Here is a 26835-nt window from a genome sequence, read left to right as displayed (position 1 = left end):
CAGGTATGTGGAGGGAAAATGGGTTAATCGCACACGGGAAGCGAATTGAACTCGGAGAGCTTTAGCCTTCGTTGCATCGGCCTGAGGATCCAAGGCGCGCCCTCCACACAATGCGGGGTGGCGCGTTGTAGAATTCCCAGCATGTACCGTGTCTTTGAATCCCTTGATGAATTAGTTCAGCATTTGGAGCAGGCTTCTGGCTTTCCCATGACCTCCAATTGCTTGGTCCCCCGCCATGAGATGCTGGCGCTTCTCGATGACCTGCGCAACGCGCTGCCCGTAGAAATCGACGATGCGCAGGACGTTTTAGACAAGCAAGACGAGATTATCCGCGGCGCCGAAGAGCGTGCGGATAACACCATTAATGAGGCGTCTGCGGAGGCCACCGACATGGTGAGCCAGGCGCGCCAAGAGGCCGATACCACGGTTGCGCAGGCAGAAGAACATGCGCAGCGGCTAGTGGCCGATGCCGAGGCACGCGCTCAAAACACTGTTGAGCAAGCCCGCGCAGATGCGGACCGCACCATTGCTCAGGCCAATGAGGAATACGAGCGCTCGGTGGCTGAGGGCCGCCAGGAACAAGAGCGTTTGGTTTCCGAATCTGAAGTTGTGCGCCGCGCCAACGAAGAAGCCAACCGGATCGTGGAGACCGCATACACCGAATCCAACCGGCTGCGCACGGAGTGCGATGACTTTGTAGATAGCAAGCTCAGCGAATTTGAAAGCTCCCTCAGTGGCCTCTTGCGCACCGTAAACTCCGATCGTTCCGCCCTGCGCGGTGGGGCCGGCGTGCGCTCTCGCGGCGGCGACTACCTGCCGTCCACGAACGCCGGTTCTTCCCGCGGTGGTGCTAGCACCCCGCGCTACGGTGAGGGCGACGGCTACGAGCGCCGTTACACCGAGCGCTAAAGGCGTAAGTTACAAGGCACGACGCTTAAAAAGTCCTGCTGCACGGGTGATTTGCGAAAATCGCGTCACCGTGTAGCAGGACTTATTGTGCTTGTGGGAGGCTAGACCGAGCTGCGAGAGTTGGAGTAGCGCGGCGTGGGGGACGATGAGGGGGCATCGGCAAGCGCGGCGTCAGCAGTATTCGTAGCAGGGTGAGGGCGCTGGCTCTGGACCGCTACGAAGGCTACAATCCCCGCGCTGACCAGGCCGGGTAAGAGGAAGGTGACCAGGGCCGTGGTGAAGTAGGAGGTGAGCGAGGTCATCGAGCCGCTCATAAAGTCTTGGGGGAAGAACATCGCGCTAAGACTAATAACCGCGCCTGCGGTCAGGAACATGGCGCCGACGCAAAGCAGCGCGCAGGCAAGGGCTTCGCGCGAGAGCCACGTAATGGCGGCGGCGCTGGCGGAAAATACAAGGGCGCCGGTAAGCACCGTGAGGTCGAGGCCGGAGGGAATGACCAAAATCGCGCCGGAGATAAGCCCCGCACACATGCTGAGGATGAGGGCGGAGGAAAGGCGCAGGCCCTTGTCGCCGTAGATGCCAGAGTGGTCAGCCTTGGGCAGGCGATGGAGGACTAACCCAGAGATGACCAAGAAGGTGGCGGGAAGGCAGCACAACACTCCGAATCTAGGAGCGATAGCGCTCAAATCTCCTGAGGCCGCGGCCAAGTGGTAAGTCATGCTTTCAGGCTAAGGCCGCCGCGGCCTGCAGGAAAGGGAAAACCGGCAAGCCATAGCGCTTTATGCCCAAACCTTCAGTTTCTTGCCAGAAAATGCGGTCGTGCCAGCAACTACGCGGAGTTTGCGAGGCAGGGTAGACTACCAACTGTTATGACATCTCCATTGAAGTTCGATGTGGGCGAATTATTAAACGCCCAAGGCGCTGACGTAATGCCGGAACAACGCACCCAGACGGGCCCTGCACCGGAAAGGATCGGCGTGGAAATGATCGCCATCCCCAAAGGCGAAGATCTCACCGTTGCCGCGACCCTGACCCCGCTGGGTTCAGGCGTTCTGGTTGATGCAGATATCTCGGGTGTTCTCACGGGCGAGTGTGCGCGCTGCTTAAAAGAGCTACACCCGCAGCTGGATTTGCACGTGACCCAGGTTTTTGCCGCCGATGAATCCTTTGTCAGCGGCGATGACGCCGATTCTGACGATGCCGGTTCGGGCGATGAAATCCCCGAAATCCAAGACGATGAGCTGGATCTACTCCAGGCGGTGATTGATGAAGTCGGCCTGAACCTTCCCTTCGCCCCCGTCTGCGAAGACGGCTGCGATATTCAGACCCCAGAGGGTGTGACCACCGGAATCTCCGGGGAAGAAGAGGAAGAGGAGAAGATAGACCCGCGCTGGGCAGGTCTGGAGAAGTTCCTATGAGCCGCAAGAAGAAGCTGACCGGGCACGAGGCATGGGAGGCCGCCTTTGCGGCGGTGGACCACAGCTCGCTCTTGGAATCGCTCGGCGTTGCCCTGGAACCGGACAGTCTGCGCTTGGCGCTCACACACCGTTCCTTTGCCAATGAAAACGGCCACCTGCCTAATAACGAGCGCCTTGAGTTCTTGGGCGATGCCGTCTTAGGGCTATCGGTGGCCGCGAAGCTGTACGTGACGTATCCATCGCGCCCGGAATCCGATATCTCTAAGATGCGCGCCTCCATTGTCTCGCGCTATGGGCTTTCCGATATCGCGCGTGAGATTAACCTGGGTCCGCATATCTTATTGGGCAAGGGCGAGCAGTCCACCGGTGGGCGGGATAAGGATTCCATCCTTGCGGATACCACCGAGGCGATTTTTGGTGCCATTTACCGCGAGCACGGCTTTGAAACCGCCCGCGATGTCATCCTGCGCCTCTTTGCGGAAAAGATCGATAATGCCTCCGTCAGCGGGCGCCACTTGGACTGGAAGACCACCTTGCAAGAGCTGTGTGCTGAGTTGAAAGCACCCATGCCGGTCTATTCGGCTACCGCTACCGGCCCAGAACACGATCAAACCTTCAGCGCGGTTGCCACCGTCGCCGGGCTGACCGTGGGAAATGGGCAGGGCCACAATAAGAAATTAGCGGAGCAGCAGGCCGCGCAAGAAGCATGCCAAACCCTGCGCGAAACCCCGTTGCTGGTGCAAGGGACCGCCCATAAAGAAGGCTAAATAATGCCAGAGTTGCCCGAAGTAGAATCGGTGCGCCGCGGGGTGGAAACCTACGTCGTGGGCAAAGAAATTACGGCGGTAGACATTGCGCACCCGCGGGCGAACCGCGGCCAAGATGAACCGCTGGCGGGCCTTGTCGTGGGCAAGGAAATCGCCGCGGTGGCCCGCCGCGGCAAATTCATGTGGCTGGAATTCGTGGGGGAGGACCCGATGGATAGCCACCGCGACGTGCTTTTTATTCACTTAGGCATGTCGGGTCAGTTGCGCATCGGCCCTACCGATTCGCCGCACCGCCGCATCACGGTAGGGCTCAGCGATGGCACCGACCTGCACTTTGTGGACCAGCGCACCTTTGGATACTGGCTATATGCGCCGTGGTCCAAGATCTCCCATATCGGCTTGGATCCCCTGGAACCCGATTTTGATATCGCTAGCGCTGCGCGCCGCCTGCGGCAGAAGAAAACCGCGGCAAAAACGGCGCTATTGGATCAATCGCTGGTATCTGGCATTGGCAATATCTACGCAGATGAAGCGCTGTGGGCAGCACGCATTTCACCGCGCAAGAAAGCTTCTGCGCTGCGGCAAAAAGACGCCGTGGCGCTATTAAGCGCGGCGCAGACCGTGATGTCTGCCGCCCTCAAAGCGGGGGGAACGAGCTTTGATTCTTTGTACGTTAACGTCAATGGTGAATCCGGCTATTTCGCGCGCTCGCTTGCAGCTTATGGCCGCGCTGGCCAGCCATGTTCCCGCTGCGGCACGCCCATTGAGCGGTGTGTTATCGGGGGACGCTCGAGCCATTATTGCCCCCACTGCCAATAATCTCGCACCCGTGAGGTTCACGTTGTGCACCTTCAGGCAGTAAATTAATTCGCATGGAATTTCTCGAAAATGTCGTCACGACATTTAACGATGGCGTGTGGACATACATCCTGCCCTGGCTGCTTATCGGTGCAGGCCTGTTATTTGGCGCTCGTACCGCGGTGGTGCAGATTCGCAAAGTACCCGATATGCTGCGCGCCGTGGTCGAGCGACCCAACAGCGATGATGAGGATGAGGGCGCAGGAAGCGGGGGAATCTCCGCATTTAAGGCATTTACCATCTCCGCAGCATCGCGCGTGGGCACCGGCAACGTTGCCGGCGTCGCGGTGGCCATCTCCGTAGGCGGACCTGGCGCCGTCTTCTGGATGTGGATCATCGCCCTCCTTGGTGGTGCGACCGCCTTCGTGGAATCCACCCTGGCGCAGCTGTGGAAGGTCCGCAATGGCGATACGTACCGCGGCGGGCCGGCCTACTACATGAAGCGTGGCCTGGGCTGGGGCCCGCTCGGCGTTCTTTTCTCTATTGCTATCGTCTTTACCTTTGGCTTGGTCTATAACTCCTTCCAGACCAACGCCATTGTAGAGGCCGTGGCCTTTTCCTTCGGCCGCGAAGACGATGCCACCTTTGGCTCCATCATTGGCATCATCATCGCGATTGCCGCGGGCCTCATCATTTTTGGCGGCGTGAAGCGCATTGCCAATATCACCCAGGTAGTCGTTCCGTTTATGGCCCTGGCGTACCTGCTCATAGGTGGCTTCGTGGTCATTACGAACTTTGACAAGGTCCCGGGCATGCTGGGCGATATCATCGGCCACGCGCTTGGCTTTAAGGAAATCGCCGGTGCGGGCATCAGCACCGCTATGATGAAGGGCATCCAGCGTGGCCTGTTTTCCAATGAGGCCGGCGAAGGTTCTGCTCCTAACGCGGCGGCGACCGCCACCGTCTCCCACCCGGTAAAGCAGGGCCTGGTGCAGACCTTGGGCGTGTACTTCGACACCATCGTGGTCTGTACCATTACCGCCTTCCTGATCCTGCTTGGCCCGGAAGTTGCCTACGGTGAAGAGGCCGAGGGCGTTTCCCTTACCCAGGCGGCCTTGTCCGCCGAGGTTGGCCACTGGGGCATTCACTTCGTCAGCTTCATCCTGTTCTTCCTGGCTTTTTCTTCCATCTTGGGCAATTACTATTTGGCAGAAGCCAACCTGGAATACCTCACCACCAATAAGACGGTGCTCAATACCTTCCGCCTCGTGGTGCTGTTCTTTGTCTGGTTCGGTGCCGTCGGGTCCCTGCCATTGGTCTTCGCCCTGGCGGATACCGGTGCGGCGACGATGGTGATCCTGAATATCATCGCCATTGTTCCGTTATCCGGCGTGGCCATTCAATTGCTGAAGAACTTCAACGAGCAGCGCAGTAAGGGAGTCGATCCGGTCTTCCACCGCGATATGCTTCCGGGTGTGCCCGGCGTGGAGTGCTGGGACGGTTCTGACCCAGTGACCCGCCGCAGCGCTGCGGACCGTAAAATCTTGCGCGATCGCGGCGAGGCCGATCGCTACTAATGAGGATGGTGCAGTGACATGGAAAGAATGACGGCTTTTGTGCACGGCAACGTGCAAGGAGTGGGCTTTCGCTGGTGGACGCGGTCGCGCGCACTGGAATTAGGCCTTTCTGGGCATGCGACCAACCTGGCAGACGGCCGCGTGCAGGTTGTTGCTGAGGGCCCGCGCACAGACTGCGAGAAGCTCTTGGAACTATTGCAGGAGCAACCGAGCACCACCCGCCGCCCCGGCAGCGTCGATTTAGTGGTCGAGCAGTGGGCTGCTGCGAAGGGCGAAAGCGGCTTTGTCGAGCGCTAATAGCCAACCCAATGCTTGCTGCAACTCGTGTCTTAAAGGCTTGCTACACTATCCCAAATGCACCTGAAATCGCTGACGCTCAAAGGCTTTAAGTCATTCGCGTCGGCGACGTCTCTCAAATTTGAGCCGGGCATCTGCGCTGTTGTCGGCCCGAACGGTTCCGGCAAATCCAACGTGGTCGATGCCCTTGCCTGGGTCATGGGAGAGGCTAGCGCAAAGACCCTGCGCGGCGGCAAGATGCAAGACGTCATCTTCGCCGGGGCAGGCGACCGCAAGCAACTGGGCCGAGCCGAGGTCACGCTCACCATCGATAATGCCGATGGTGCGCTGCCCATCGAGTACTCCGAGGTATCTGTTACCCGCCGCATGTTCCGCGACGGCGCGAGCGAATACGAAATCAATGGGGCAAAGGCCCGGTTGATGGATATCCAGGAGCTGCTTTCTGATTCCGGCATTGGCCGAGAGATGCACATCATCGTGGGGCAGGGCAAGCTTTCTGAAATTCTAGAATCGCGCCCCGAGGATCGCCGCTCCTATATCGAGGAAGCCGCAGGTGTCCTCAAACACCGCCGCCGCAAAGAAAAAGCCCAGCGCAAACTCACGGGCATGCAGGCCAATTTGGACCGCCTGCAGGATTTGACTGATGAGCTGGGAAAACAACTCAAGCCCTTGGCGCGGCAGGCAGAAGCTGCCCAGCGCGCGGCCACGGTGCAGGCTGATGTGCGCGATGCGCGCCTGCGCCTGGCCGGAGGCCGCATCGTCGGCCTGCGGCAGAAGCTTTCCGCTGCCGAGCAGACCGCGACGGTCTTATCTACCCAGGTGGAAGAGACCACGGCGCAGCTCGAAGAAGCGACCGAGCACCAAATGGAGCTGGAAACCCAGCTGGAGGAGGTCAATCCGCAAGCGGAAGCGGCCCAAAAACTGTGGTTTGATCTCTCGACCTTGTCCGAGCGCATTGCGGCGACCCAGCGCATCGCAGAGGAGCGGGCGGATAATGCCGGGTCCCAGGTCGCCTATGCCGGCCAGGATCCGGATGATCTTGAGGCCAAGGCGACGCGCGCGGACGAGGAACACGAGGAGCTCGTGGTAGCGGCAGAAGAAGCTGCGGAGCGGTTAGAAAGCATTCGGGAGGAAGTGGCGGAGCGTCGGCAAGCATTCGAGGCCGCCGAGCACGAACATATGGCACAGGTGCGCGCCATTGCGGACCGCCGCGAGGGAGTTGTGCGCCTTTTTGCCGCCGAAGAAAAGGCGGCGGGGCAGGTAGCCAGCGCGGAAGAAGAGCTGGCGCGGCAGGAAGAGGCCGTGGCTTCGCTGCAGCGCCGCACCCAGAATGCGCAGGCAGAAGCCGCTGAGGTAGCGCAGAAGTTGGATAATTATGCCGCGGAGCGCCAGCCTTTGGAGGAGGCGCATACGCGGGCTGCCAGCGAGTCCGGTGCTGCCGATAAGCGCTTGGATCAGCTCCGCGATGCCCAGCGCGAGCGCGAGCGCAGTGTCTATACGTTGCGGTCCCGCATCGATACGCTGTCCCAGACCATCCCCGAGTCGGTCGAGGTGGGCGAAGAATTCCAGCCATTGGCCGCGTATATTTCCACCACCTATGAATCGGCGGTTGCGGCCGCGTTGGGCACCTTCGCAGAGGCGCAGGCGGGGCAGTTGACCGAGGGCTTGATTGCGGATCTGGAGAAGGGCCCGCGCTCGGCGCTGCTAGATGCGGCGGCTTCAGCGCCCGCGAGTTCGTGGCGCGTCGATGCCGATCTGCCGCCGCAAGCTTCCTGGTTGCTGGATCACGTCACGGTGCAACCTGAGGTTTCGGTGGCGTTGCACCGGCTGCTTGCCGATGTCGCCCTCGTCCCCGATATTGCCCACGGCCGGCGCCTCGTGGCCGATGATCCGCGCCTGCGCGCCGTGACCGCGTCCGGGGTTGTCATCGGCGAAGGGTGGGTCGAGGTCGGCACCGGTTCCTCGTCCACCGTGGAGGTCACCGCCCGCATCGCGGAGGCTGAAGAGGAGTTAGAGCAGGCAAATCAAGCCCTGCACGAGCTTTCTGGCACCTTGAAGGGGGCAAAGATTGCCGCCGAGGATGCCCGCGTGACGGCCGCATCCGCCAAGGCAGCATTGCGGGAGCACGATACCGAGGTTGATGCCTGGAAGCGCGATCATCACCGCCTGGAGAAGCAGTACGAGGCAAATAAGGCGGAGCTGGAAAAGTCCGCGCAGCGCGCCACCGAGATCGAGATCCGGTTGCAGAAAGCCAACCAGGAGCTTGCCGATGCCCGCGATAGGCTCGCCCGCGTCGATGCCGACGATCAACCAGACGAGCCCTCGTCCGCCGATAGGGATGCCGCCTCGGCCGCGCTGGAAGAGGTAAAATCCATGGAAATGGAGGCCCAAGTCGCGGCCCGCTCGGCGCAAGAGCGCGTGGGTCAAGTTGCCGGCAAGGCCGATAATTTGCGGCGCCAGGTCCAACACGAGCGCCAAGCGAAGGCCCGCCATGAACAGGCCATGGCCCGCCGCAAGGCGCAGGGGCAATTGGCATCAGCGGTGGCACGGCACGCACAGGACTTGGCAGCCCGGGCAAACCAGCTTTTAAGCCGCGCCACCTCCGAGCGCGATGAGTTTGTCCACGAGCGCAACTCCTTAAATTCCCAATTGCAGCAGGCCAAGCAGGCGGTATCGGCCGCACGTCAAAATAGCGACCGGCTAACAGCACGGGCGCATGAAGCAGAGCTAGCTCGTTCGCAGGCGCAGGTGCGCCTAGATGAAGCCGAAAAAAAGATTGGCGAACAACTGGGCATCGCTATCGCTGACCTTTTGCGCGATTTCACCCCGGGCGAAGACTTCGACCGCAGCGCGGAAAAGTCGCGACTGCAGCAGGCGGAAAAGGATTTGAACTCCTTGGGCAAGGTCAACCCCTTGGCCTTGGAGGAATATAAGGCGCTGGAAGAGCGCTACAGCTACCTTTCTACGCAGCTAGACGATGTCATCCAAGCCCGCCAGGATCTCGCCGGGGTGATTTCGGACGTGGATAAGCAGATCCTGCAGCTGTTTACCGATGCCTGGCGGGATGTGGAAGCAGAGTTTCCCAAGGTATTCAATACCCTCTTCCCGGGTGGAGAGGGCCGGTTAATCCTTACCGAGCCAGAAGACATGCTCACCACCGGCATCGAGGTCGAAGCCCGGCCGCCAGGCAAGAAGGTCAAGCGCCTGTCGCTGCTTTCCGGCGGCGAGAAATCCCTTACCGCGCTGGCCATGCTCGTGGCGATCTTCCGTGCGCGCCCCAGCCCGTTCTACGTCATGGATGAGGTCGAGGCAGCGCTTGATGATGTCAACCTGCGCCGGCTCATCGCCTTATTCGAGGAACTGCGGAAAGATTCCCAGCTCATTGTCATCACGCACCAAAAGCCGACCATGGATGTGGCCAATGTCCTCTATGGCGTGACCATGCGCGGCGATGGCATCACCCGGGTCATCTCCCAGCGCATGAATCCAGCCGGACTCGCGCCGGGAGCCGAGCAAGCGAGCCAGGATGCGACGCGGCTTGGAGTTGATGCACCGCAATCAACGGAATAGAAGATTTCGCCGCCCTTATGTGCCGCAAGCCCGAAAGGCTGGCACTATAGAGGCATGAATTCTTTATGGTTATGGATCGGCATAGCAGTCGTTGTCATTGTGCTGATTGTCGTCTTCATTGCAATCGGCAAAAAGCGCGGTGAATCCAAGAAGGTTTCTTTCGAAAAACCCAAGGAAGAGCCCAAACAGCTAACCCAGGAGCAAAAGTCCGGCAATTACCAGGCGAAGTCTGGCTTCAACTTTGCCCCAGCAGGCTCAAAAGAACCCGAAAAGGTAGCGCAGGAGAAGCCGCAGCAGACTCAACCGCAGCAGGCTAAGCAGCCGCAGCAGCCGGAATCTTCGGAGCAGTCAGAGCCCAGCGCCACCGATATCGCGAATGCCCAGCTCAACGGTGAAGAGCCGCCGGCGGCCAAGCGACCTGAACCGGCTAAGGATAAGAACGCTGCCCCCGATAAGGCGGCCAAGGAGGAAGAACCGCAGCGCCAAGAATCTGCATCTGACGAGCAGTCAAAGAAGTCCGCAGAACCTGAGCAACCTGCAGCGGACGGCGATGGCGATAAAGCTAAGGCCGAGTCCGATCCTGCCACCACTCCGGAACCGGAACCCAAGCCTGCGGCGGATAAGCCTGAAGGCAAAGGCGCTGCCGGTACTGCGGCTGCCGCTGGGGCCGCAGCTGGGGGAGTCGGCGCCGCTGCTGCAGCCTCTGGTGACCGCCAGGAATCCGCCGCAGATGAGGCAAAGGATCATTCTGACAAGCCGGATTCCGCGCAAGCTTCCGCACCTGCTTCCGCAAAGGCGGAAGCAAAGGATAAAGAAGTAGAGGACAGCGAGCACTCCGCCCCAGCCGCCGCCGAGAAACCTGCGGCAGAAAGTGCGAACGACTACCACCGCGGCGAGCCAGACCATGAAGAAAAAGACCCGGAAGACGTTGTATCCGTCGAGGCCGCCGAGGTAGAGGATGAATCCCCGGTCTTCGATGAGGTGGTAGATGATAAAGACGCAGACCACATCGAAGAACGCGTCGATAACCACGAGGAAGCAGAAGAAGCTGCGGCTGCAGCCGATGCACAAACGGATGCTGCGGAAGCAGCCAAGGAACAAACTCCGGTGCCAGAAGGCGAACCTGCTGCGGCGGCCCAGCCCACCGAGGACATCGCTCCGGCGGGAGGCCGCCTCGGCCGTCTGCGCGGGCGCCTCTCTCGTTCCCAGAACGCCATCGGCCAAGGCTTGATGGGAATTCTTTCCGCCGGCGATCTGGACGAAGACGCCTGGGAGGAAATCGAAGATACCCTCATCATGGCGGATCTGGGCACCAAGTCCACGATGAAGGTCACCGATTCCTTGCGCGACAAGATTGCTGAGCGTGGCGTGTCGAGCGAGGAAGAGGCCCGCGCCATGCTGCGTGAATGCCTCATCGAGGCGTGCCACCCAGAAATGGATCGCTCCATTCGCGCGATGCCCAATGACGGAAAGCCCGCCATTGTCATGGTCGTAGGCGTCAACGGCACCGGTAAGACCACCACCACCGGTAAGCTCGCCCGCGTTCTCGTATCGATGGATCACAGCGTCCTGTTGGGTGCGGCAGATACCTTCCGTGCTGCGGCTGCAGACCAGCTAGAAACGTGGGGACGCCGCGTGGGCGCCGAAACCGTGCGTGGCAAGGAAGGCGCAGACCCAGCCTCCGTGGCCTTTGATGCCGTGGCCACCGGTGTGGAACAGCAGGTCGATGTCGTCTTGGTCGATACGGCCGGCCGCCTGCACACCTCGACTGACCTGATGGATCAGCTGGGCAAGGTCAAGCGCGTCGTAGAAAAGAAGACCGAGGTTGATGAGGTCCTCTTGGTCCTCGATGCCACGGTGGGCCAAAACGGCCTGGCACAGGCTCGCATTTTCCGCGAGGTCGTGGATATTTCCGGCGTGGTGCTCACCAAGTTGGATGGCACGGCGAAGGGCGGCATCGTCTTCCAAGTGCAAGAGGAGTTGGGCGTTCCAGTCAAGCTTGTGGGCTTGGGCGAGGGTGCCGATGACCTTGCGCCATTCGAAGTCGAAGGATTCGTCGATGCCTTGCTAGGTGAGAAATAGGGTCTTCTCCCTCAACCGTTTTAGATAACTCCCCAGTACCTGGCTGCTCATTAAATGAAGTAGTCGCGGGTGCTGGGGAGTTTTTCGCGCCTATGTGCCTTGCAGGTATGTCCTGCGAGCATGGGGAGCCCTGGATTGCTGTGATCTGCATTGAGCTGGTGAGCAATGGTAATCTGGTAGGGCTGTATTTAGTGATTCGGTGCGAAATTCGCACCAATCCAAGACCAAGGTTCGTGAGGCAAGTATTTCGTGACGCTACTTTTTGCTGTCCTCCTCGCAGCATTGGCAGTGATCTTGGCACCGGTGACCGTAAAGGTCATGGACCGACAGGCGGGCTATCCATTAGCCGTCCTCTTTCTCATCGCAGCGGTGCTCATTGCTAAGGATTTTTCTGCCATTGCAGCGGGGCAGGAACTCAGTTTCCAAGCCACCTGGGTACGCGATTTTATTGCACCGGGGGTTGATGTAAGTTTCGCTCTGCGTGGAGATGCATTGAGCATCTTCTTCGCCATGTTGGCTCTTGTCATTGGCGCTGTCGTGCTGACGTACTCGGCAGCGTATCTCCCGAAAAATGAGGGAAATACGAGCTTTTATACATTGATGACGGCGTTCACGCTGTCCATCTTGTTGCTGGTTCTGGCCAATGACGTTGTTGTCCTATTCCTCGCCTGGGAGCTTGTCTCCTTGGCTTCCTTCATGCTCATTGCGCGTTCTGGCTCCGGGGGAGAGGCAGGTTCGCAGCGCACCTTAATCCTGACCTTTATCGGTGGCCTTACGCTATTGACGGCATTGGGCATCGCCGCAGTGACCACCGGTTCGACCACCATTTCTGAGATCCTCGCATCCTCGGTATGGGATGAGCGCCCCGGCGTGACCGCGAGCGTTGCCGTGCTTATCGCGGCTTCTGCTTTTACCAAGTCCGCTCAATTCCCATTCCACTTCTGGCTGCCAGAAGCCATGGCCGCCGCTACGCCTGTCTCGGCGTTCCTGCACGCCGCGGCCGTGGTCAAGGCGGGTATTTACCTGCTCATTCGCTTCTCCACGGTCTTCTACGATGTCGCGGTGTGGAACTGGGTGCTCATCGTCGTCGGTATGGGCACGGCGGTTATGTCCGCGGTATTCGCGGTGCAAAAGACGGACCTGAAGAAGCTGACCGCATATTCCACCGTGTCTCACCTGGGTTGGATTGTGGCCACCATCGGTGTCGGTACCCCGTTCGCTATTGGGGCAGCACTGGTGCACACCTTGGCCCACGCGCTCTTTAAGTCCTCGCTGTTCATGCTCATCGGCGTCATTGACCATGAAGCGGGTTCGCGCGATATCCGTCGCCTTGGCCCGCTGTGGAATAAGATGCCGTGGACGTTTGGCTCTGTCGTCATCGGCGCCGCCTCCATGGCTGCGGTTCCTCCGCTGCTGGGCTTCGTGTCCAAGGAAGGAATGCTCACCGCCTTTGAGGACGCCCCCATTGGCGGCGCAGGGCAAGCAATCTTGCTTGCCGTGGCAGGTATCGGTGCCTTCTTTACCTTCACCTACTCGGCGAAGATCGTCTTCGGTGCATTCTTCGATGGGCCGCGCTCTATGGACGATGTCCACGAAGCCCCAGTTGCCCTGTGGCTTCCCGCGGCGCTGCCGGGCTTTATGTCCCTGCCGCTCGTCTTCGTCTTGGGTATTTTCGATGAGCCTTTGGAGCATGCCGTTGGCGCCGTGGGCATGGAAACGCATTCTCACCTTGCGGTATGGCATGGAATCAACGTTCCATTCATCATTTCGATTCTCGTGCTGGTGGCCGGTATTGCCGGTCTCTTTGCCCGCAAGAAGATGTGGCCGGCCTTCGAGGGACGCAACTTCATGCCGCGCAGCGGCAACGAGCTCCTGCAAAGCCTGCAAGATGGCTGCGCCAAGCTCGGCCAGGTATTGGGCAAGATGTCCGATTCCCACAACCCGTCCCGTCACATCCTGCCGATCGTCATTGTGATTATCGTCCTGGCGGGGACTACCTTGTTTGGCGAGGGGGTCGACGGCGTACCGCTGCAACCGCGCGTCGATGGTCTCGATAACCCGTGGGACCTGCTGCCGTTGGGTATCATTGCCTTGTCCGTATTCGGGCTGGTACGCACCAAGAACCGCCTAACCGGCGCCGTCATGATCGGCATCGCAGGTACGGGCGTTACCTTGCAAATGTTCCTCTTGGGCGCACCGGACGTCGCGCTGACCCAGTTCATGGTGGAAGCCCTGTCCGTGGTCGTCATGATGATGGTGCTGCGTTACCTGCCGGAGACCTTCCAGCCGGTTACTGATAAATCCCGCAGGGTAGGCTCCATCGTTATCGCCGTATTGGCCGGTATCGCTGCCTTCCTCGGCGTCTGGGGCCTGATGGGCCGCCACGAACGCTCGGACTTGGCGCTGTGGTACCTCGACGAGGCACCGGATATCACGGGTGGCGATAACGTCGTGGCCACCATCATCGTGGAATTCCGTGCACTCGATACCTTGGGCGAGCTGTCCGTGCTGGGCATGGCCGCCGTCGTTATTGCAGCCATTACTACGACGCTGCCGCGCTTCCCGTTCAGCTCGGGTACGCGCCCAGCGCCTTTCGGTCAGTCGCAGCTGAACTCCGTGCCGCTGCGCAAGGGAATCAATATTGTCATTCCTTTGCTCATCATCATGTCCGTCATCGTCTTCTTCCGCGGGCACAATGCCTCCGGCGGCGGATTCCCCGCGGCGCTGATTATGGGTGCGGCCATTGGCCTGACCTATCTGTCCCGCGGTTCCGATGAAATCGTCTTTGGCCGGATGACCCCAGTGCATCTGACCGGCATCGGCATCATTACGGCGCTATTGGCAGGCTTTATTGGTTACTGGCACGACGGCTTTGGCAATGGTGGTTTCCTCACTGCCTTGCACGGCGAAGCCTTTGGCCAGCACTGGACGACGTCCCTCATCTTCGACCTCGGTATTTACCTGGCCGTGTTGGGCATGCTCACGATGGCCATCAACGCCTTGGGCGGCTACCTCAGGCCAGGTACTGAGCGGGACTTCCTGCCGTGGATTCATGATGATGACTCGGCCCTGCCGGCCACGCCGCGCATCGCCGTTGAGGATGCGGACGATCCGTATCCAGACCCAATCAACCCGTCGACGGATCCGCTCGCTTTGCTCAGCCCCAAAGAGGCAAAGACAAAGCAACGTCGCCGTTCTAACGCCAACCGAGGAGGGGAGAAGTAATGATTCTCGCGTTAACTATCGCCATCCTCTTCGGGGGCGCCGTCTACCTCATTCAACAACGCGGCCTGGTCCGCATTGTGTTGGGCATGATGGCATTCGGCCACGGTGCCAACCTGACCTTGTTGGCCACTGGTGTGTACTCCTACCGAGGCGAAGCATTTCCCTCAGAGGTACCCCACGATCAGATGGCCGACCCGCTACCGCAGGCATTCGTGCTGACGGCCGTTGTTATCTCCATGGCAACCTCGACCATCCTGTTGACCATGGCTGCGATGGGCAAAAACGATGACACCGATGTTGTGGAACCCGTCGATGACAACACCATTGACCACGCATTTTCTACCTTGGGCCGCGATGCTCAGAACCGCGCGATTTTGGAAGAGTCCGCGAATGAGCTCGATCGCATTGGCCGGGTAGACCACGACACCCCCGTGGCTGAGCGCGGGGTAAATAGGAAGAAGGAGGATGAAAAATAATGGCTGATGTTGTAGCCCAACTTCTTCCGCTTTTCCCGGGCATTCCGCTCATTGCCGCGGCTCTTGCCTTGCTGGCGCCGTGGCGCGCCGTTCGCGATGCGATCATGCTCATCATCCCCGGAGTCGGTGTCTTCGCCGGCCTGGGACTGTTGATCTACACCATGAACAATGGGGTAGTGGCGCATACCGTGGGCCTCTACGTAGGAAATGTGGGTATTCCGCTCGTTGCGGATGCCTTCTCCGCGCTGATGATCATCACCACGATGATCGTGGCCTTTGGCGCTAACTGGTTCGCCATCGTGGGCGGGGAGACGAAATCTCGTTATTACCCTTCGCTCACGCTGATTCTTATCACCGGTGTATGCGGTGCGCTGCTGACCGCTGACCTCTTTAACTTCTTCGTGTTCATTGAGGTCATGCTGTTGCCGTCCTACGGCCTTATCACCATGTCGGGCACGTGGTCGCGCTTGGCGGCAGGACGCGCGTTCGTCCTCGTTAACCTTTTTGCCTCCACGCTGCTGGTGGTTGGTGTCGGCTATATCTATTCCGTCACGGGCACGGTCAACCTGGCTGCCTTGCAGGGAGCCGCCGCCGGCAACGGCCCGGTGACCGTCGCCGCGGGCATTATCCTTATTGCGATTACCGCCAAGGCCGGTGTCTTCCCGGTGCAGTCTTGGCTGCCGCGCACCTATCCAGGCACGTCGGCCGCGGTGATGGGCCTTTTCTCCGGCCTGCACACGAAGGTCGCCGTCTACATGCTCTACCGGCTGTACGTGCAGCTTTTCGATCTCGAGCAGCGGTGGAACGTACTCATCATCGTCCTCATGCTGATCTCGATGATGATCGGTGCCTTCGGTGGTCTAACCGAAAAGACGATTCGCCGCGTGCTGGGTTACCAGATGCTCAACGGTATGCCGTTCATCTTGGTGATGCTGGCCTTTACCTCGGAAGACCCAAGTCGCGCCTTGGCCGCCGGTATCATGTACACGATTCACCACATGGTGACCGTTGGCTCGTTGATCCTGGCGTCCGGTGCTATCGAAGAGACCTATGGCACGGGTGACTTGACCAAAATATCCGGCCTCGCACGCCGCGATACCATTATCGCCTGGATTTTTGCCGCCGGTGCCTTCTCTGTGGTGGGCTTCCCGCCATTCTCCGGCATGTGGGGCAAGCTCATGATCGTCTTCGAGGTCGCCCGCAATGGCGGCGCTTGGGCCTGGATTGCCATTGCCGCCATCATCATCGCCTCCTTCGCGGCATTCTTGGCGATGTTGCGCGTCTGGCGCGAAGCCTTCTGGGGACACGATCTGCCCTCGGACAAGGTTCCCGATGAGCTCATCATCCGCAAGAAGCTGATGGCACCTTCCGCAGCGCTCATCTTGGTCTCGCTGGGCATGTTCATTTTTTCCGGCGTGGTTATTGATGTGGTGGAAACCGCAGCCGAACAACTGCTGGACACGACGGCTTATACTGACACCATCTTGGGCGATGACTCAGCCGCACTACCTAATATCGATGACATTCAGGAGGGCCGATAAATGCATGCCGTAGCTTATGCACTCTGGCTCATCAAGGAGATTTTCGTTGCTGGGTTCACCCTGGCGATGTCAGCATTTAAGCCCGATAACGAATACCACCCGGTGATCATCCGGTACCCACTGCGCGTTACCAGCGCCTGGGAGATTTTCTGGTTCACCTCCTCCATTACCGCTACCCCTGGCACGCTGTCCTTGGGACTGCGCGAACCACCGCGCAAGGGCTTGCCCCGCATCGTGCTAGTACAAGCGGTACAGGGCTCCGATCCTGCCGCGATCGTGGCTGACTTGGCCGATATGGAAGAGCACTTGGCACCGCGCGTTAAGAGCATCGACTATGGCGTTCCTGGGCAAGGGGATACGACGGAGCTCGATGAGGCTTTCTACGAATTCCCCTTGGATACCCTGGGCCGCTATATGCGCTCGCCGGATCTCGCGCGGGCGGAGGACACTCCGCTTTCGGAGAGCCAGGCGGACGTCGAAAAGCCCAAGCACCTCGCCCGGAAAATTCAACGCAGGAAGGAGACCGACCGATGATTGATTTTGCAACATTGTCCCCATTCGGTTGGGTTGTACTGGTGTGCGTGTTCATCATGGGCGGGGCCGCCTGGTGCGGGGTGCTATTGGCGCTGCGCACTCGCGATGAGCTCACCCGCGCGGTGATGTCAGACATCGTCTTTTACGGCATGATCTGCATGTACCTCGGTTGGTCAATGATCAACAATGCCCCACTGGCCTATGACATTGCCCTGATTGGCGCCATCGCGGCCGGTATTTTGCCGACCTTGTCTATGGCCCGCATTATTTCGAAAGGTCGGCGATAAGCCATGGCTGTTTACGAGATTATTGCTTCGGTTCTGCTCATTGTGGCTACCATCCTTGTGGTGGCAACCGTGGTCTCCTTGTGGCGCGCACCGGATGCCCTGACACGTGCCAACCTGATGGGCCCGACCGTGGGGTTGGCGGTTCCGCTTATTATCCTCGCCAAGCTAGTCGTGGATTTTGGTCAAGATGGCTTTTCTTTGGCGCTTCTTATCAAGGGCCTCATCGCATGCTTTGGCGTCTGGATTATCGGCTCGGTGGGCTCGTTCTACCTGGGACGTTCCATCTATGGCGTTGCGGTTACTGACGTCAAGCACGCCAAACACAATAATGAGAAAATTCAGACCGTCTTCGCCAATGAAGACGAAATCTAGGGATTTCCTACCCTAGTGTGCAGCGCGGGTTCGTACCTTTTCCATGGAGGGTGTGCGGCCCGCGTTTCCTTTGCGCTGCCGCGGTGTTTAACGCAGTGGATGCAGTTGTAATTGCAGATCGCCACCGTAATTCGGGCACATCCGGAAGTTGGGCCGGGCTAGACTGGAACGCAGCATATCCGCGCCGCGCTTGGCCACCGAATTATACTTTTCATTAGGAGGATTAAATGAAACTAATTACCGCCATTGTTAAGCCGTTTACTCTGCCGGATATCCGGGAGGCGTTAAAACAGCAGGATGTACACGGCCTTACAGTGACCGAAAGCCAAGGCTTTGGGCAGCAGAGCGGGCACAGCGAGGTTTACCGCGGCGCCGAATACGCGACGGACTTTGTGCCCAAGGTGAAGTTGGAGGTTTTGACCGCTGATGACCAGGTGGAAGACCTCATTGATGCCATCGTGGATGCCGCTTATACCGGCAAGATTGGCGATGGCAAGATTTGGATTACCCCGGTAGAAGACGTCATCCGCATCCGCACCGGGGAGCGCGGCGAGACCGCCCTGTAATTACAGATGGTGGCAGCATCCGCTCTTCGCAGCGAGGCTTATGCCGGGGCGGTGCGCGTGCTCCAGGACTTAGACCTGCCGCCGCACACGGCGCTAGCTGCAACTGGCTCTTTAGCCAGGCAGGAGATGACTCCCTATTCCGATATTGATGTCATCTTGATCTTCCCGGAGGACCACGAGCCAGATCCCCGCTTGGTAGAGGACTTGTGGTATCCGGTGTGGGATGCCAAGTATCGGTTGGACTTCGCCCTGCGCACCCCGCAGGAGTGCGCCGAGATCGCTCTGCAGGACGCCTCGGCTGGCTTCGCACAATTGGACCTGACGTATATCGCCGGCGAGAAGCCGCTTGTCGATGACGCCCGTCAGCGCCTCCTGCACGCGTGGCGGCGGCAGCTGCAGCGGGGCTTTGATAGCTTCGTCGCTATCGCCATCGCCCGGTGGAACCGTTCTGGCGCCGTTGCCACCATGACCAACCCAGACTTAAAAAACGGGCGAGGGGGATTGCGCGATATTCAGCTCCTGCGCGCTTTAGCCCTAGGAAATCTGTGCGATCTGCCTGTGCTGGAAGAAGAGCGGCGGCTGCTACTCGATGCACGGACCCTGCTGCACGTAAAGGCTCGCCGCCACCGCGATATTTTGGATCCGGACTTTGCCGCAGATGTTGCTGATGAAATGGGCTTTAACAGCCGCTATGAGCTAACGGCGGCATTGGTAACTGCGGCCTCTGCTGTCGATGAAGCGGTAGAGCGTAGCTTGGCCACAGCCCGCGACGTTTTGGGTAGCCGCAGCGCTAGTAAGTCGCAGGGAAGGAGCCGCGTGCGGCGTCCCCTCGACGTGGACGTTGTGGCCGATGGCGACGTTATCTCCCTGGCCCGTACGCCCAATCGTGCGGATCCATGGCTGTTGACCCGAGTCGCGGCGGCCGCAGCACGGACGGGTTATTCCGTATTACCTGCGACGTGGCGGGCGTTGCAGGAGCTGCCGGCTCCACCGGAGCGGTGGCCGCGGGCGGCCGTCGATGACTTTTTCGCCATTTTGTCTTCGCCTTCTCATACCCCGCGGGTGATTGCGGAGCTGGATCGCTATGGCCTGTGGGAGCGCTTGGTCCCCGAATGGGGTCATGTGCGCGGTTTACTGCCCAGGGAACGCAGCCACATGCATTCCGTGGACTATCACTTGGTTGCCACCGTGACGCGCTGCGCCGAGGTCCGGACCTCGGTGGCCCGCCCAGATCTCCTCCTCTTGGCTGCGTTGTATCACGATTTGGGCAAGGGCCATGACCGCCCGCACGAGCAGGTAGGGGCAGAGCTGGTGGCACGGCAGGCCGCGCGCATGCGGTTTAACCTTGCGGATATATCTCGCGTGCAAACCGTGGTGGCAGAGCATACGAGCCTGGCGCGATTGGCGGCGACGATGGATCCGAGTTCGGACGCCGCGCGCGATGCCCTATTAAATGCGTGCCATTATGACCAATTGACCATTTCGCTGCTTGCCACCTTATCCAAGGCGGATGCCTTATCGACGGGCCCTGGGGTTTGGTCCGCTCGCACCGCTCAGGCGCAGGCCCTTATCGTGGCCCGCGCCTTGGAGGCCAATAAGCCACGCATAGTGACCCGCCCCTTAGTGCGTGTTCCGCAGGACGAGTATGGGGTAGGGCTTGCGGTTGATTGGCAGGAGGAAGTGGTCACAGTAACCTGGTCCGGCGCCAATAAGGCGGATTTTAAGCGCATTTTTGCGTTGATTTCCGCCCTAGGGTGGACCATTGTGCGGGCCAATTTCGTGCGCGGTGATGCTGGTGGTTATCAGGCGGAGTTTGTCATCCGCACCGTGCAAAAGACGCTTAGAGAGGCCGCGGAACCGGACAGGTTTATCCAGTCCTATAATTCGCGGACGTACACCGAGCTTCCCGAGATCGCAGGTGAGCCCACGACGGCGGCGTTTAACGTGGGCGGAATCTTAGAGATTCGCACCGTGGAGAGGATAGGCGCGTTGGGCTATCTGGTGGAGGCTTTGCCGGAGTTTATGTGGCTGCGCCATGAAATCTTGGGTGCAACGATGATTGTGCATGTGTTCTTTGGAGCTTCGGTTTCTCGCGCCCAGGTGGTGGGGAATGTGACCAGGGCCCTGGCTAGGGACTAAGATTGAATAATTGAACTTTAGATCGATCTAATTTAAGGGAGCGCATCCGTAGTGTTTGACTCACTATCAGACCGCCTACAGTCAGCCCTGGCGGGCCTGCGCGGCAAGGGCAAATTAACTGAGGCGGATATCAACGCCACGACTCGTGAGATTCGCTTGGCATTGCTGGAAGCTGACGTTTCTCTGACGGTGGTGCGCGGGTTTATCAAGCGCATCAAGGAACGCGCGCGCGGCGCGGAAGTATCTGAGGCGCTCAACCCCGCCCAACAGGTGGTCAAGATCGTCAATGAGGAGCTCATTGAGATCCTAGGCGGCGAAACCCGCCGGTTGAACCTGGCCAAGAATCCTCCGACCGTCATCATGCTGGCCGGTCTGCAAGGTGCTGGTAAAACCACCCTGGCCGGTAAATTGGCCAAGCACCTCACGAAGCAGGGGCACACCCCGATGCTCGTGGCCTGTGATTTGCAGCGCCCAGGCGCTGTGCAGCAGCTGCAGATCGTCGGCGAGCGCGCGGAGGTCCCTACCTTTGCCCCAGACCCAGGTACCTCCCTGGATTCCAATGACCACGAGATGGGTACCTCGCACGGGGACCCGGTGGACGTCGCCAAGCGCGGTATTGCTGAGGCGAAGCAGAAGCAGCACGATGTGGTCATCATCGATACCGCCGGCCGCTTGGGCATTGATGAAACCTTGATGACGCAGGCGCGCAATATCCGCGACGCCGTAAACCCGGATGAAGTGCTGTTCGTCATCGACTCCATGATTGGTCAGGACGCCGTGCAAACGGCGGAGGCCTTCCGCGATGGCGTGGACTTTACCGGCGTGGTTCTCACGAAGCTGGATGGTGACGCTCGCGGTGGTGCAGCTCTGTCCATTCGTGAGGTGACCGGCAAGCCGATTTTGTATGCCTCTACCGGTGAGAAGCTCGATGATTTCGATGTCTTCCACCCAGAGCGCATGTCCAGCCGCATCCTGGGCATGGGTGATCTGCTCTCCCTAATTGAGCAGGCGGAAGCCACCCTGGATCACCAGAAGGCCGAGGAAGCGGCCTCTAAGCTTGGCTCCGGCGAGCTGACGCTGAATGACTTCTTGGACCAGATGCTGATGATCCGCAAGATGGGTCCGATTGGCAACTTGCTGAAGATGATGCCTGGCGGCAAGCAGATGAATGAGATGGCCGCCATGGTGGATGAAAAGCAGCTGGATCGCATCCAGGCCATCATCCGCGGTATGACCCCAGAAGAGCGCGAGAACCCGAAGATTTTGAACGCATCGCGCCGCAAGCGCATCGCCAATGGTTCCGGTGTGAGCGTTTCCGAGGTCAACCAGCTCATCGAGCGCTTCAACCAGGCCAAGAAGATGATGTCCAAGATGGCCGGCCAATTTGGCATGGGAGGTGGCGGACGTTCTGCCACCAAGAAAAAGCCTAAGGGCCGCAAGGGCAAGAACGGCAAGCGCAAGAAGGGCAAGGGCGGCGGTGGCAACCGCGGACCCAAGATGCCGGGCGGTATGCCAGGCATGGGCGGCGGTATGCCGTCGATGGAAGAGCTACAGCAGCTGCAACAGCAGATGGGAGGCGCTGGCGGTGCCGGTGGCCTCGGCGGTGGAAAGATTCCCGGTATGCCCAAGATGCCTAAAGGCATGGAGAATATCGACCTCGATAACCTCAACTTTGGCAAGGGTAAAAAGTAGCCGCGCAGAGAAATAAATAGAAGGTGGCCCATTGCTTACAGGTAATGGGCCACCTTTGTGCGTGCCGTCGCGGGGAGCGTTTACACCGGATCGTTTTCCGGGGTATTGGGGTACGGCACTGGGTTGGCGCGCCGCGCGCCACCGGTGGTGGGGGAAGCTGGCGATTCCTCTAGTGCTGCCTCCGCCTCTTCAGGGGAGATTTCTGGCGCCTCTTGTTGGACCTTTTCGCCGTTCAAGAAGGGGGTGAGGGCTTCTCGGATCATCGGCATCGCGGAATCCGCAAAGGCATTGGTGATGTGGTGCATATCGCGGTAGACCATGGTGTTGCCGATGATGACCGGGCAATCGCCATTAGTATCGCAGAACCACGGCGCGGTATCGAGGGACAGCATGTTCTCATACTGCGATAGGACTACAGCGCCTGGATCATAAGGTTGGTAGACCTGCTCGAACCGCATGCCACAGCCCACAGCGTCCTCGTTGGCAACGTAGCACTCATCGAATTCGCGCGGCTCTCCGTCCTCGTCGAATCCCCACGGGTTATCGCGGAAGCCCAAGAAAGGAATATCGCGCTTGGACAGCTCATCCCAGAAGGCTTGGTAGCCGGCGGGCACCGCATCGGGGCCATGCCCAAACTCGTTTTGCGGGCGGGTGGTATTGGAGATAACCAACTCTGGCTTGGCTTCGGCAATGCGGTCCATGACCAGTTCACCCCACTCGGCGCAATCGGGGCTGACCGTGACGTCATCGCCAAGCTCGATGGGGCAACCTTGGCGCAAGAGGGGAACCAGCTTGAAACCCATCTCTCGGCCCAGGCGGTCGAGGGCAGAGGAGTATTGCTCCGCGTGGGATCCTCCCACCAAATAGACTTCCTTTTCGGCAGTAGTGTCGCCGAAAATGCAGGGGGTCTTGCCGTCCCTGCGCGTTTCAAAGAAGAAATCAGCGGGCTGAGTATCGGGCACGAAGCACCAGTTTGCAGCAACCGGTGGCTCGATTCCTCCAGCAACGACGGGATCAGGTTTGATCTCTACTCCGTCCGGCGGGGTGATGTCATTGATGAACGTGGTAGCGCCGGGATATAGCCGGGGATTAAGTGTTTCCGCGTCGGCGATATTAAGGGTGCGCAGCCACAGCGGCTGAATGAGAAGCAGCGCCGTGACGCAGCTGGCGACCACGACACCGCCGATGGCTCGACCGGCACCGGCACGGGTGGACAGACTAGAGATTGCCTTGTGGGCTGGGAGGTCCTCTGCCAAGGGGCGCTTGCGGTGCTGGCGCAGGGGGCGTTCGATGAAGCGATGCGTGATATCTGCAAGCAGCAGGGAGATGGCAATGATAATGATACCCAGCCACCACGACGGGGTCTGCTGGCCCAAGTAGGAGGTGGACAAAATAAGCAGCGGCCAGTGCCATAGATACAGCGGATAGGCGATATCGCCCAGCCAGCGTGCCTTCTTAGAGGCCATGGCCTTGGAGATCTTGCCGCCACCGCCCAAGATGATGAGCACGGCACCGCCCAAAGGCAAAAGCGAGAGCGGTCCTGGGTAGGCGGTGGTCTCTGCGATGATGGCGCCGGTAAAGACCAGCATGAAAAGGCCGAGGCCGGTAAACAGGTCATAAAAACGTGCAGGAATCTTCCATGCGGAACCGTAGATGGCTAGAACCGCACCGAGGGTCAACTCCCAGGCACGCGACCACGTGGAGTAATAGTTTTCCGGCGTTCCGTGCAGCCCATGGCGCGAGGCATAGGCAAAGGACACGATGGTCACCACGATGAGAATGGGGCCGGCGATTTGGTTGACCGTAGGGAAGCGGCTGGTCCGCAGCGAAGAATGCTGCGGACGCCATTTCATAATCGCGGCCAGGATGAGGGCAAAGGCAATGCCCATCAGGTAGAACTGGCCCTGCACGGACATTGACCACATATGCTGCAGCGGGGAAGTATCGGCGGCGGCCGCAGTGTAGTCAGCGTTTTGACGCGCCAGCTCCCAGTTCTGGTAATACAGCATGGTTGCCGTAATTTGCTGGGTAAATTCAGTGCGCATGAGCTGCGGCGTGAAAAGGCGCACCAATATATACGTCACACCGATGACTAGGACGAGGCTTGGTACCAAGCGGCGCAACGTGCGCCAGATTGGCCACCATGGGTTCAAGGAGGCGTTGGACTTTCCGGCATAGCGCAGCTGCGAGCCTAAGAAGAAATAACCGGAAAGCAGTAAGAAGACATCCACGCCGCCAGATACACGACCGACAAAGACGTGGTAGATAACTACGAGGCCAATTGCGATACCGCGCAGACCATCGAGGTCATAGCGGTATCGAAAGTTGCGTGGAGAATCTTTTGTCATAAAACGTCATTTCGTGCGCTTGTTCATGGAAAACAAACGCGGCGTATTTCAAAGCCTTCTGTGGCAAAGGTTTACATTCGGCTAATAAGGGTACTCTTTAAAGGTCTCGAAAGCATAACGGGGCAACGTAAAATGCGGGAGACGCGAAGATTTTAAAATACTGCCTGCACACGCTAAAATGGTTCGGGTTATCGCAGTGGTGCGAACTGCTGATGATAATGAGACGTTTCATTCTGCGTAACACCGTTCCCGTCTACGGTCGGCCGGTACGTCACGCGCAGATAAAATCCAAGGGTTGAACCGGCGTGCTAAACAGCGCGTGTCTGAACTGCCCAGTGACTAGAAAAGGAGCCATCATGGCTGTCAAAATTAAACTGCAGCGCGTAGGTAAGATTCGCGCCGCTGAATACCGCGTAGTTATCGCTGATGCTCGTACCCGCCGCAGCGGCAAGGTCATCGAGAACATCGGCATCTACCACCCGAAGGAAGAGCCTTCCCTCATCAAGATCGACTCCGAGCGCGCACAGCACTGGCTGTCCGTTGGTGCACAGCCCACCGAGCCGGTCTTGGCACTGCTGAAGGTCACCGGTGACTGGCAGAAGCACAAGGGCCTGCCGGGTGCCGAAGGCACCTTGAAGGTTGCCGAGGAGAAGAAGTCCAAGCTGGACCTCTTCAACGAGGCATTGGCTGAGGCTAATAACGGCCCAACCATCGAGGCCATCACCGAAAAGAAGAAGGCCAAGGAAGAAGCAAAGAAGAAGAAGGAAGCTGAAGAGGCCGCTGCAGCTGAGGCTGCCGCCGCTGCTGCCGGCGAAGCAGATGCTGAGGCAGAAGCTTCTGAGGAGTCCGCAGAGTAATCTGCTTGGGTTTCCAGCGCCCCTTTATTGATAAGGGGCGCTGTGTATAAGCTGCATAAACTTGATCCCCCACCCGTCATCGCGGTATTTACCAGCGATGGCGAGTGGGGGATTTTGCGCGCGTAAACGCCGCGTGTACGCCGCGCGGCCGCACCGCGCTAGTGCCTAACGCTCCTCATCGCGCGGCCGTAATTCGGGGTAATTGGCGTATACATCGCCCGGATCTTCAAAATCCATTCCGCGCAGGCTGCCTGCGACGACAGGCTTAAACAGCTTATAGATTTCCTCCCGCGGCAGTTTAGACAGGGGCCCATCAATGGCAAGTACGGTAAACCCGTGGACGGCGGACCACGACAGCAAGCTATTGTGTAGGAAATATTCTTTATTGGGCGTTTGGCCGAGGGCCTGGGCGTGGCGGGCCAAGAGATCGAAGTAGCGCTGAATCATATTCAGGTGCTCGCTTTTTGGATCATCGGGAGTCGAAGGGTCTACGCCAAGCATAAAGCGCAGCGCCTTCCACTCCAGCATGCAGCGGAAGAAATTCGTTTCATCCAAGGCAAAGTCGAGGTAGGCAAAACCTATCTGCACGAGGTGATCGGGGAAGGCGAGGTCACCAGATTCATTGGTGGTGCGGTGCAGGCGGCGCACGAGCTCATCGGTGGCGAGTTCGGCCACCTTATCGTGCAGCTCTTCCTGGTCCTTAAAGTGCCGGTAGGCAGATGTAGGGGACACTCCTGCCGCGCGGGTAACGGCGCGGATAGTGATAGCCTCGGGGCCTTTTTCTTTGCCTAATTGCACGGCGATGCGCAGCAGCTCGTCGTGGAGGTTTCCGTGGTGATAAGGCTTGTTATGAGACTGCGTTGTATCCAAAATCTGTCCTAATAGTCTGTATTTCAATTAGCCTGTAAGCATCGTTAGAAGCATCAGTGCAGGCTGCGCGTCCGCCTGTTCTGCGGGCGAATTCGAATCCATCTCCGGTAGGGGCGCGGCAACGCTATGTACTTTATAGGCCGGCAAATGCACAATCCTACCCGGGGATAGGGTGACCGTTTTCTCCCCGCAGGTGAAATTCACCTCGCCGCGTATGACCTGCACGGTAATCGGGTGGGCGGCTTTGTGGTCCGGCAAGGTTTGCCCCGGTGCGAAGCTAAAAAGGATGAGGTTTGCGCGCTCACCGTTTAAGACCCGCTTGACCCCAGGGCGCTTGCGTTCAGGATCGGTGGCAGGCGCCAAGGCTACGAGGTCAAGGTCGATCAAGGGCGAGTGCGGTGCCTCCTGATGTGCACCGCGTGGCTCGGAAGCTGGGCTGGGTGAGTCGTTCATGCCACAAGCCTAATCCTTAGCGGCCGGATTGTGGGGAACGCGGCAGGAGATAAAGGC

22 protein-coding genes are annotated in these 26835 nt (G+C 59.2%); 18 read left to right on the top strand and 4 right to left on the bottom strand.

Annotated elements, in window-relative coordinates:
• Nucleotides 1-141: 141 nt before the first annotated feature.
• Nucleotides 142-909, top strand: coding sequence for a DivIVA domain-containing protein (locus tag ACLI1O_RS07745; protein WP_239269449.1), 768 nt, complete (start codon nucleotides 142-144; stop codon nucleotides 907-909).
• 101 nt (nucleotides 910-1010) lie between these two features.
• Here the strand turns inward: ACLI1O_RS07745 and ACLI1O_RS07740 are convergent, their stop codons facing one another.
• A complete protein-coding gene (locus ACLI1O_RS07740; protein WP_239269450.1) occupies nucleotides 1011-1628 on the bottom strand; it encodes a hypothetical protein in 618 nt (205 codons plus the stop codon).
• 150 nt (nucleotides 1629-1778) lie between these two features.
• Here ACLI1O_RS07740 and ACLI1O_RS07735 point away from each other — a divergent pair, with 150 nt between their 5' ends.
• The 16 genes from ACLI1O_RS07735 to ffh all read left to right on the top strand — a co-directional run bounded on the left by ACLI1O_RS07735 (nucleotide 1779) and on the right by ffh (nucleotide 22250).
• On the top strand, nucleotides 1779-2327 hold the full coding sequence (locus ACLI1O_RS07735) for a YceD family protein (RefSeq protein ID WP_239275467.1): 549 nt from the start codon (nucleotides 1779-1781) through the stop codon (nucleotides 2325-2327).
• Complete coding sequence (rnc, locus tag ACLI1O_RS07730) at nucleotides 2324-3094, top strand: ribonuclease III (RefSeq protein WP_239269452.1); 771 nt, start codon at nucleotides 2324-2326, stop codon at nucleotides 3092-3094. The genes ACLI1O_RS07735 and rnc overlap by 4 nt, the downstream gene beginning before the upstream one ends.
• Before the next feature lie 3 nt (nucleotides 3095-3097).
• Complete coding sequence (gene mutM / locus ACLI1O_RS07725) at nucleotides 3098-3913, top strand: bifunctional DNA-formamidopyrimidine glycosylase/DNA-(apurinic or apyrimidinic site) lyase (protein ID WP_239269453.1); 816 nt, start codon at nucleotides 3098-3100, stop codon at nucleotides 3911-3913.
• 53 nt (nucleotides 3914-3966) lie between these two features.
• A complete protein-coding gene (locus ACLI1O_RS07720) occupies nucleotides 3967-5469 on the top strand; it encodes an alanine/glycine:cation symporter family protein (protein WP_239269454.1) in 1503 nt (500 codons plus the stop codon).
• Nucleotides 5470-5487: 18 nt separating this feature from the next.
• Nucleotides 5488-5766: an acylphosphatase gene (locus tag ACLI1O_RS07715; protein ID WP_239269455.1), complete on the top strand. Its 279-nt coding sequence runs from the start codon at nucleotides 5488-5490 to the stop codon at nucleotides 5764-5766.
• A gap of 57 nt (nucleotides 5767-5823) precedes the next feature.
• Complete coding sequence (gene smc, locus ACLI1O_RS07710) at nucleotides 5824-9336, top strand: chromosome segregation protein SMC (protein ID WP_411706796.1); 3513 nt, start codon at nucleotides 5824-5826, stop codon at nucleotides 9334-9336.
• A gap of 54 nt (nucleotides 9337-9390) precedes the next feature.
• Nucleotides 9391-11418, top strand: a complete 2028-nt coding sequence (gene ftsY / locus ACLI1O_RS07705; protein ID WP_239269457.1) for a signal recognition particle-docking protein FtsY — start codon at nucleotides 9391-9393, stop codon at nucleotides 11416-11418.
• Nucleotides 11419-11667: 249 nt separating this feature from the next.
• The gene (locus tag ACLI1O_RS07700) at nucleotides 11668-14643 is read left to right on the top strand and encodes a DUF4040 family protein (protein WP_239269458.1); all 2976 of its coding nucleotides are present in this window, start codon (nucleotides 11668-11670) and stop codon (nucleotides 14641-14643) included.
• Nucleotides 14643-15119 carry a sodium:proton antiporter gene (locus ACLI1O_RS07695; RefSeq protein ID WP_239269459.1) on the top strand — a complete coding sequence of 159 codons (477 nt, stop codon included), beginning with the start codon at nucleotides 14643-14645 and terminating at the stop codon, nucleotides 15117-15119. Before ACLI1O_RS07700 ends, ACLI1O_RS07695 begins: the two co-directional genes overlap by 1 nt.
• A complete protein-coding gene (locus ACLI1O_RS07690) occupies nucleotides 15119-16660 on the top strand; it encodes a monovalent cation/H+ antiporter subunit D family protein (protein WP_239269460.1) in 1542 nt (513 codons plus the stop codon). The genes ACLI1O_RS07695 and ACLI1O_RS07690 overlap by 1 nt, the downstream gene beginning before the upstream one ends.
• The gene (locus ACLI1O_RS07685) at nucleotides 16661-17194 is read left to right on the top strand and encodes a monovalent cation/H+ antiporter subunit E (protein ID WP_005278609.1); all 534 of its coding nucleotides are present in this window, start codon (nucleotides 16661-16663) and stop codon (nucleotides 17192-17194) included.
• A complete protein-coding gene (locus ACLI1O_RS07680) occupies nucleotides 17191-17481 on the top strand; it encodes a cation:proton antiporter (RefSeq protein ID WP_005278611.1) in 291 nt (96 codons plus the stop codon). Before ACLI1O_RS07685 ends, ACLI1O_RS07680 begins: the two co-directional genes overlap by 4 nt.
• A 3-nt stretch (nucleotides 17482-17484) precedes the next feature.
• Entirely contained in the window at nucleotides 17485-17853 is a 369-nt protein-coding gene (locus ACLI1O_RS07675) for a Na+/H+ antiporter subunit G (RefSeq protein ID WP_239269462.1), read from the top strand.
• A gap of 227 nt (nucleotides 17854-18080) precedes the next feature.
• Nucleotides 18081-18419 (top strand): P-II family nitrogen regulator, encoded by a 339-nt coding sequence (locus tag ACLI1O_RS07670; RefSeq protein ID WP_005278617.1) that lies wholly within the window; start codon nucleotides 18081-18083, stop codon nucleotides 18417-18419.
• 6 nt (nucleotides 18420-18425) lie between these two features.
• Nucleotides 18426-20558 (top strand): [protein-PII] uridylyltransferase, encoded by a 2133-nt coding sequence (locus tag ACLI1O_RS07665; RefSeq protein ID WP_239269463.1) that lies wholly within the window; start codon nucleotides 18426-18428, stop codon nucleotides 20556-20558.
• Between the two features lie 51 nt (nucleotides 20559-20609).
• Nucleotides 20610-22250, top strand: coding sequence for a signal recognition particle protein (gene ffh, locus ACLI1O_RS07660; protein WP_005278622.1), 1641 nt, complete (start codon nucleotides 20610-20612; stop codon nucleotides 22248-22250).
• Between the two features lie 80 nt (nucleotides 22251-22330).
• On the opposite strand, the gene ACLI1O_RS07655 is transcribed toward ffh, so the two are convergent.
• Nucleotides 22331-24598, bottom strand: coding sequence for an acyltransferase family protein (locus tag ACLI1O_RS07655; protein ID WP_239269464.1), 2268 nt, complete (start codon nucleotides 24596-24598; stop codon nucleotides 22331-22333).
• A 356-nt stretch (nucleotides 24599-24954) separates the two neighbouring features.
• Between ACLI1O_RS07655 and rpsP the strand changes: the two genes are divergently transcribed.
• On the top strand, nucleotides 24955-25455 hold the full coding sequence (rpsP, locus tag ACLI1O_RS07650; protein ID WP_005283672.1) for a 30S ribosomal protein S16: 501 nt from the start codon (nucleotides 24955-24957) through the stop codon (nucleotides 25453-25455).
• A 165-nt stretch (nucleotides 25456-25620) separates the two neighbouring features.
• Here rpsP and ACLI1O_RS07645 read toward each other — a convergent pair whose 3' ends face one another.
• Both ACLI1O_RS07645 and ACLI1O_RS07640 read right to left on the bottom strand, forming a co-directional pair.
• Nucleotides 25621-26325: a TetR/AcrR family transcriptional regulator gene (locus ACLI1O_RS07645; protein ID WP_239269465.1), complete on the bottom strand. Its 705-nt coding sequence runs from the start codon at nucleotides 26323-26325 to the stop codon at nucleotides 25621-25623.
• 27 nt (nucleotides 26326-26352) lie between these two features.
• Nucleotides 26353-26778: a cupin domain-containing protein gene (locus ACLI1O_RS07640; protein WP_411706795.1), complete on the bottom strand. Its 426-nt coding sequence runs from the start codon at nucleotides 26776-26778 to the stop codon at nucleotides 26353-26355.
• Nucleotides 26779-26835: the final 57 nt, after the last annotated feature.

The sequence above is a fragment of the Corynebacterium sp. LaCa78 genome (assembly GCF_046717505.1).
Taxonomy (GTDB): domain Bacteria; phylum Actinomycetota; class Actinomycetes; order Mycobacteriales; family Mycobacteriaceae; genus Corynebacterium.
The sequence above is the reverse complement of the archived record's forward strand: the minus strand, read 5'-3'. Positions and strand labels throughout refer to the sequence as shown.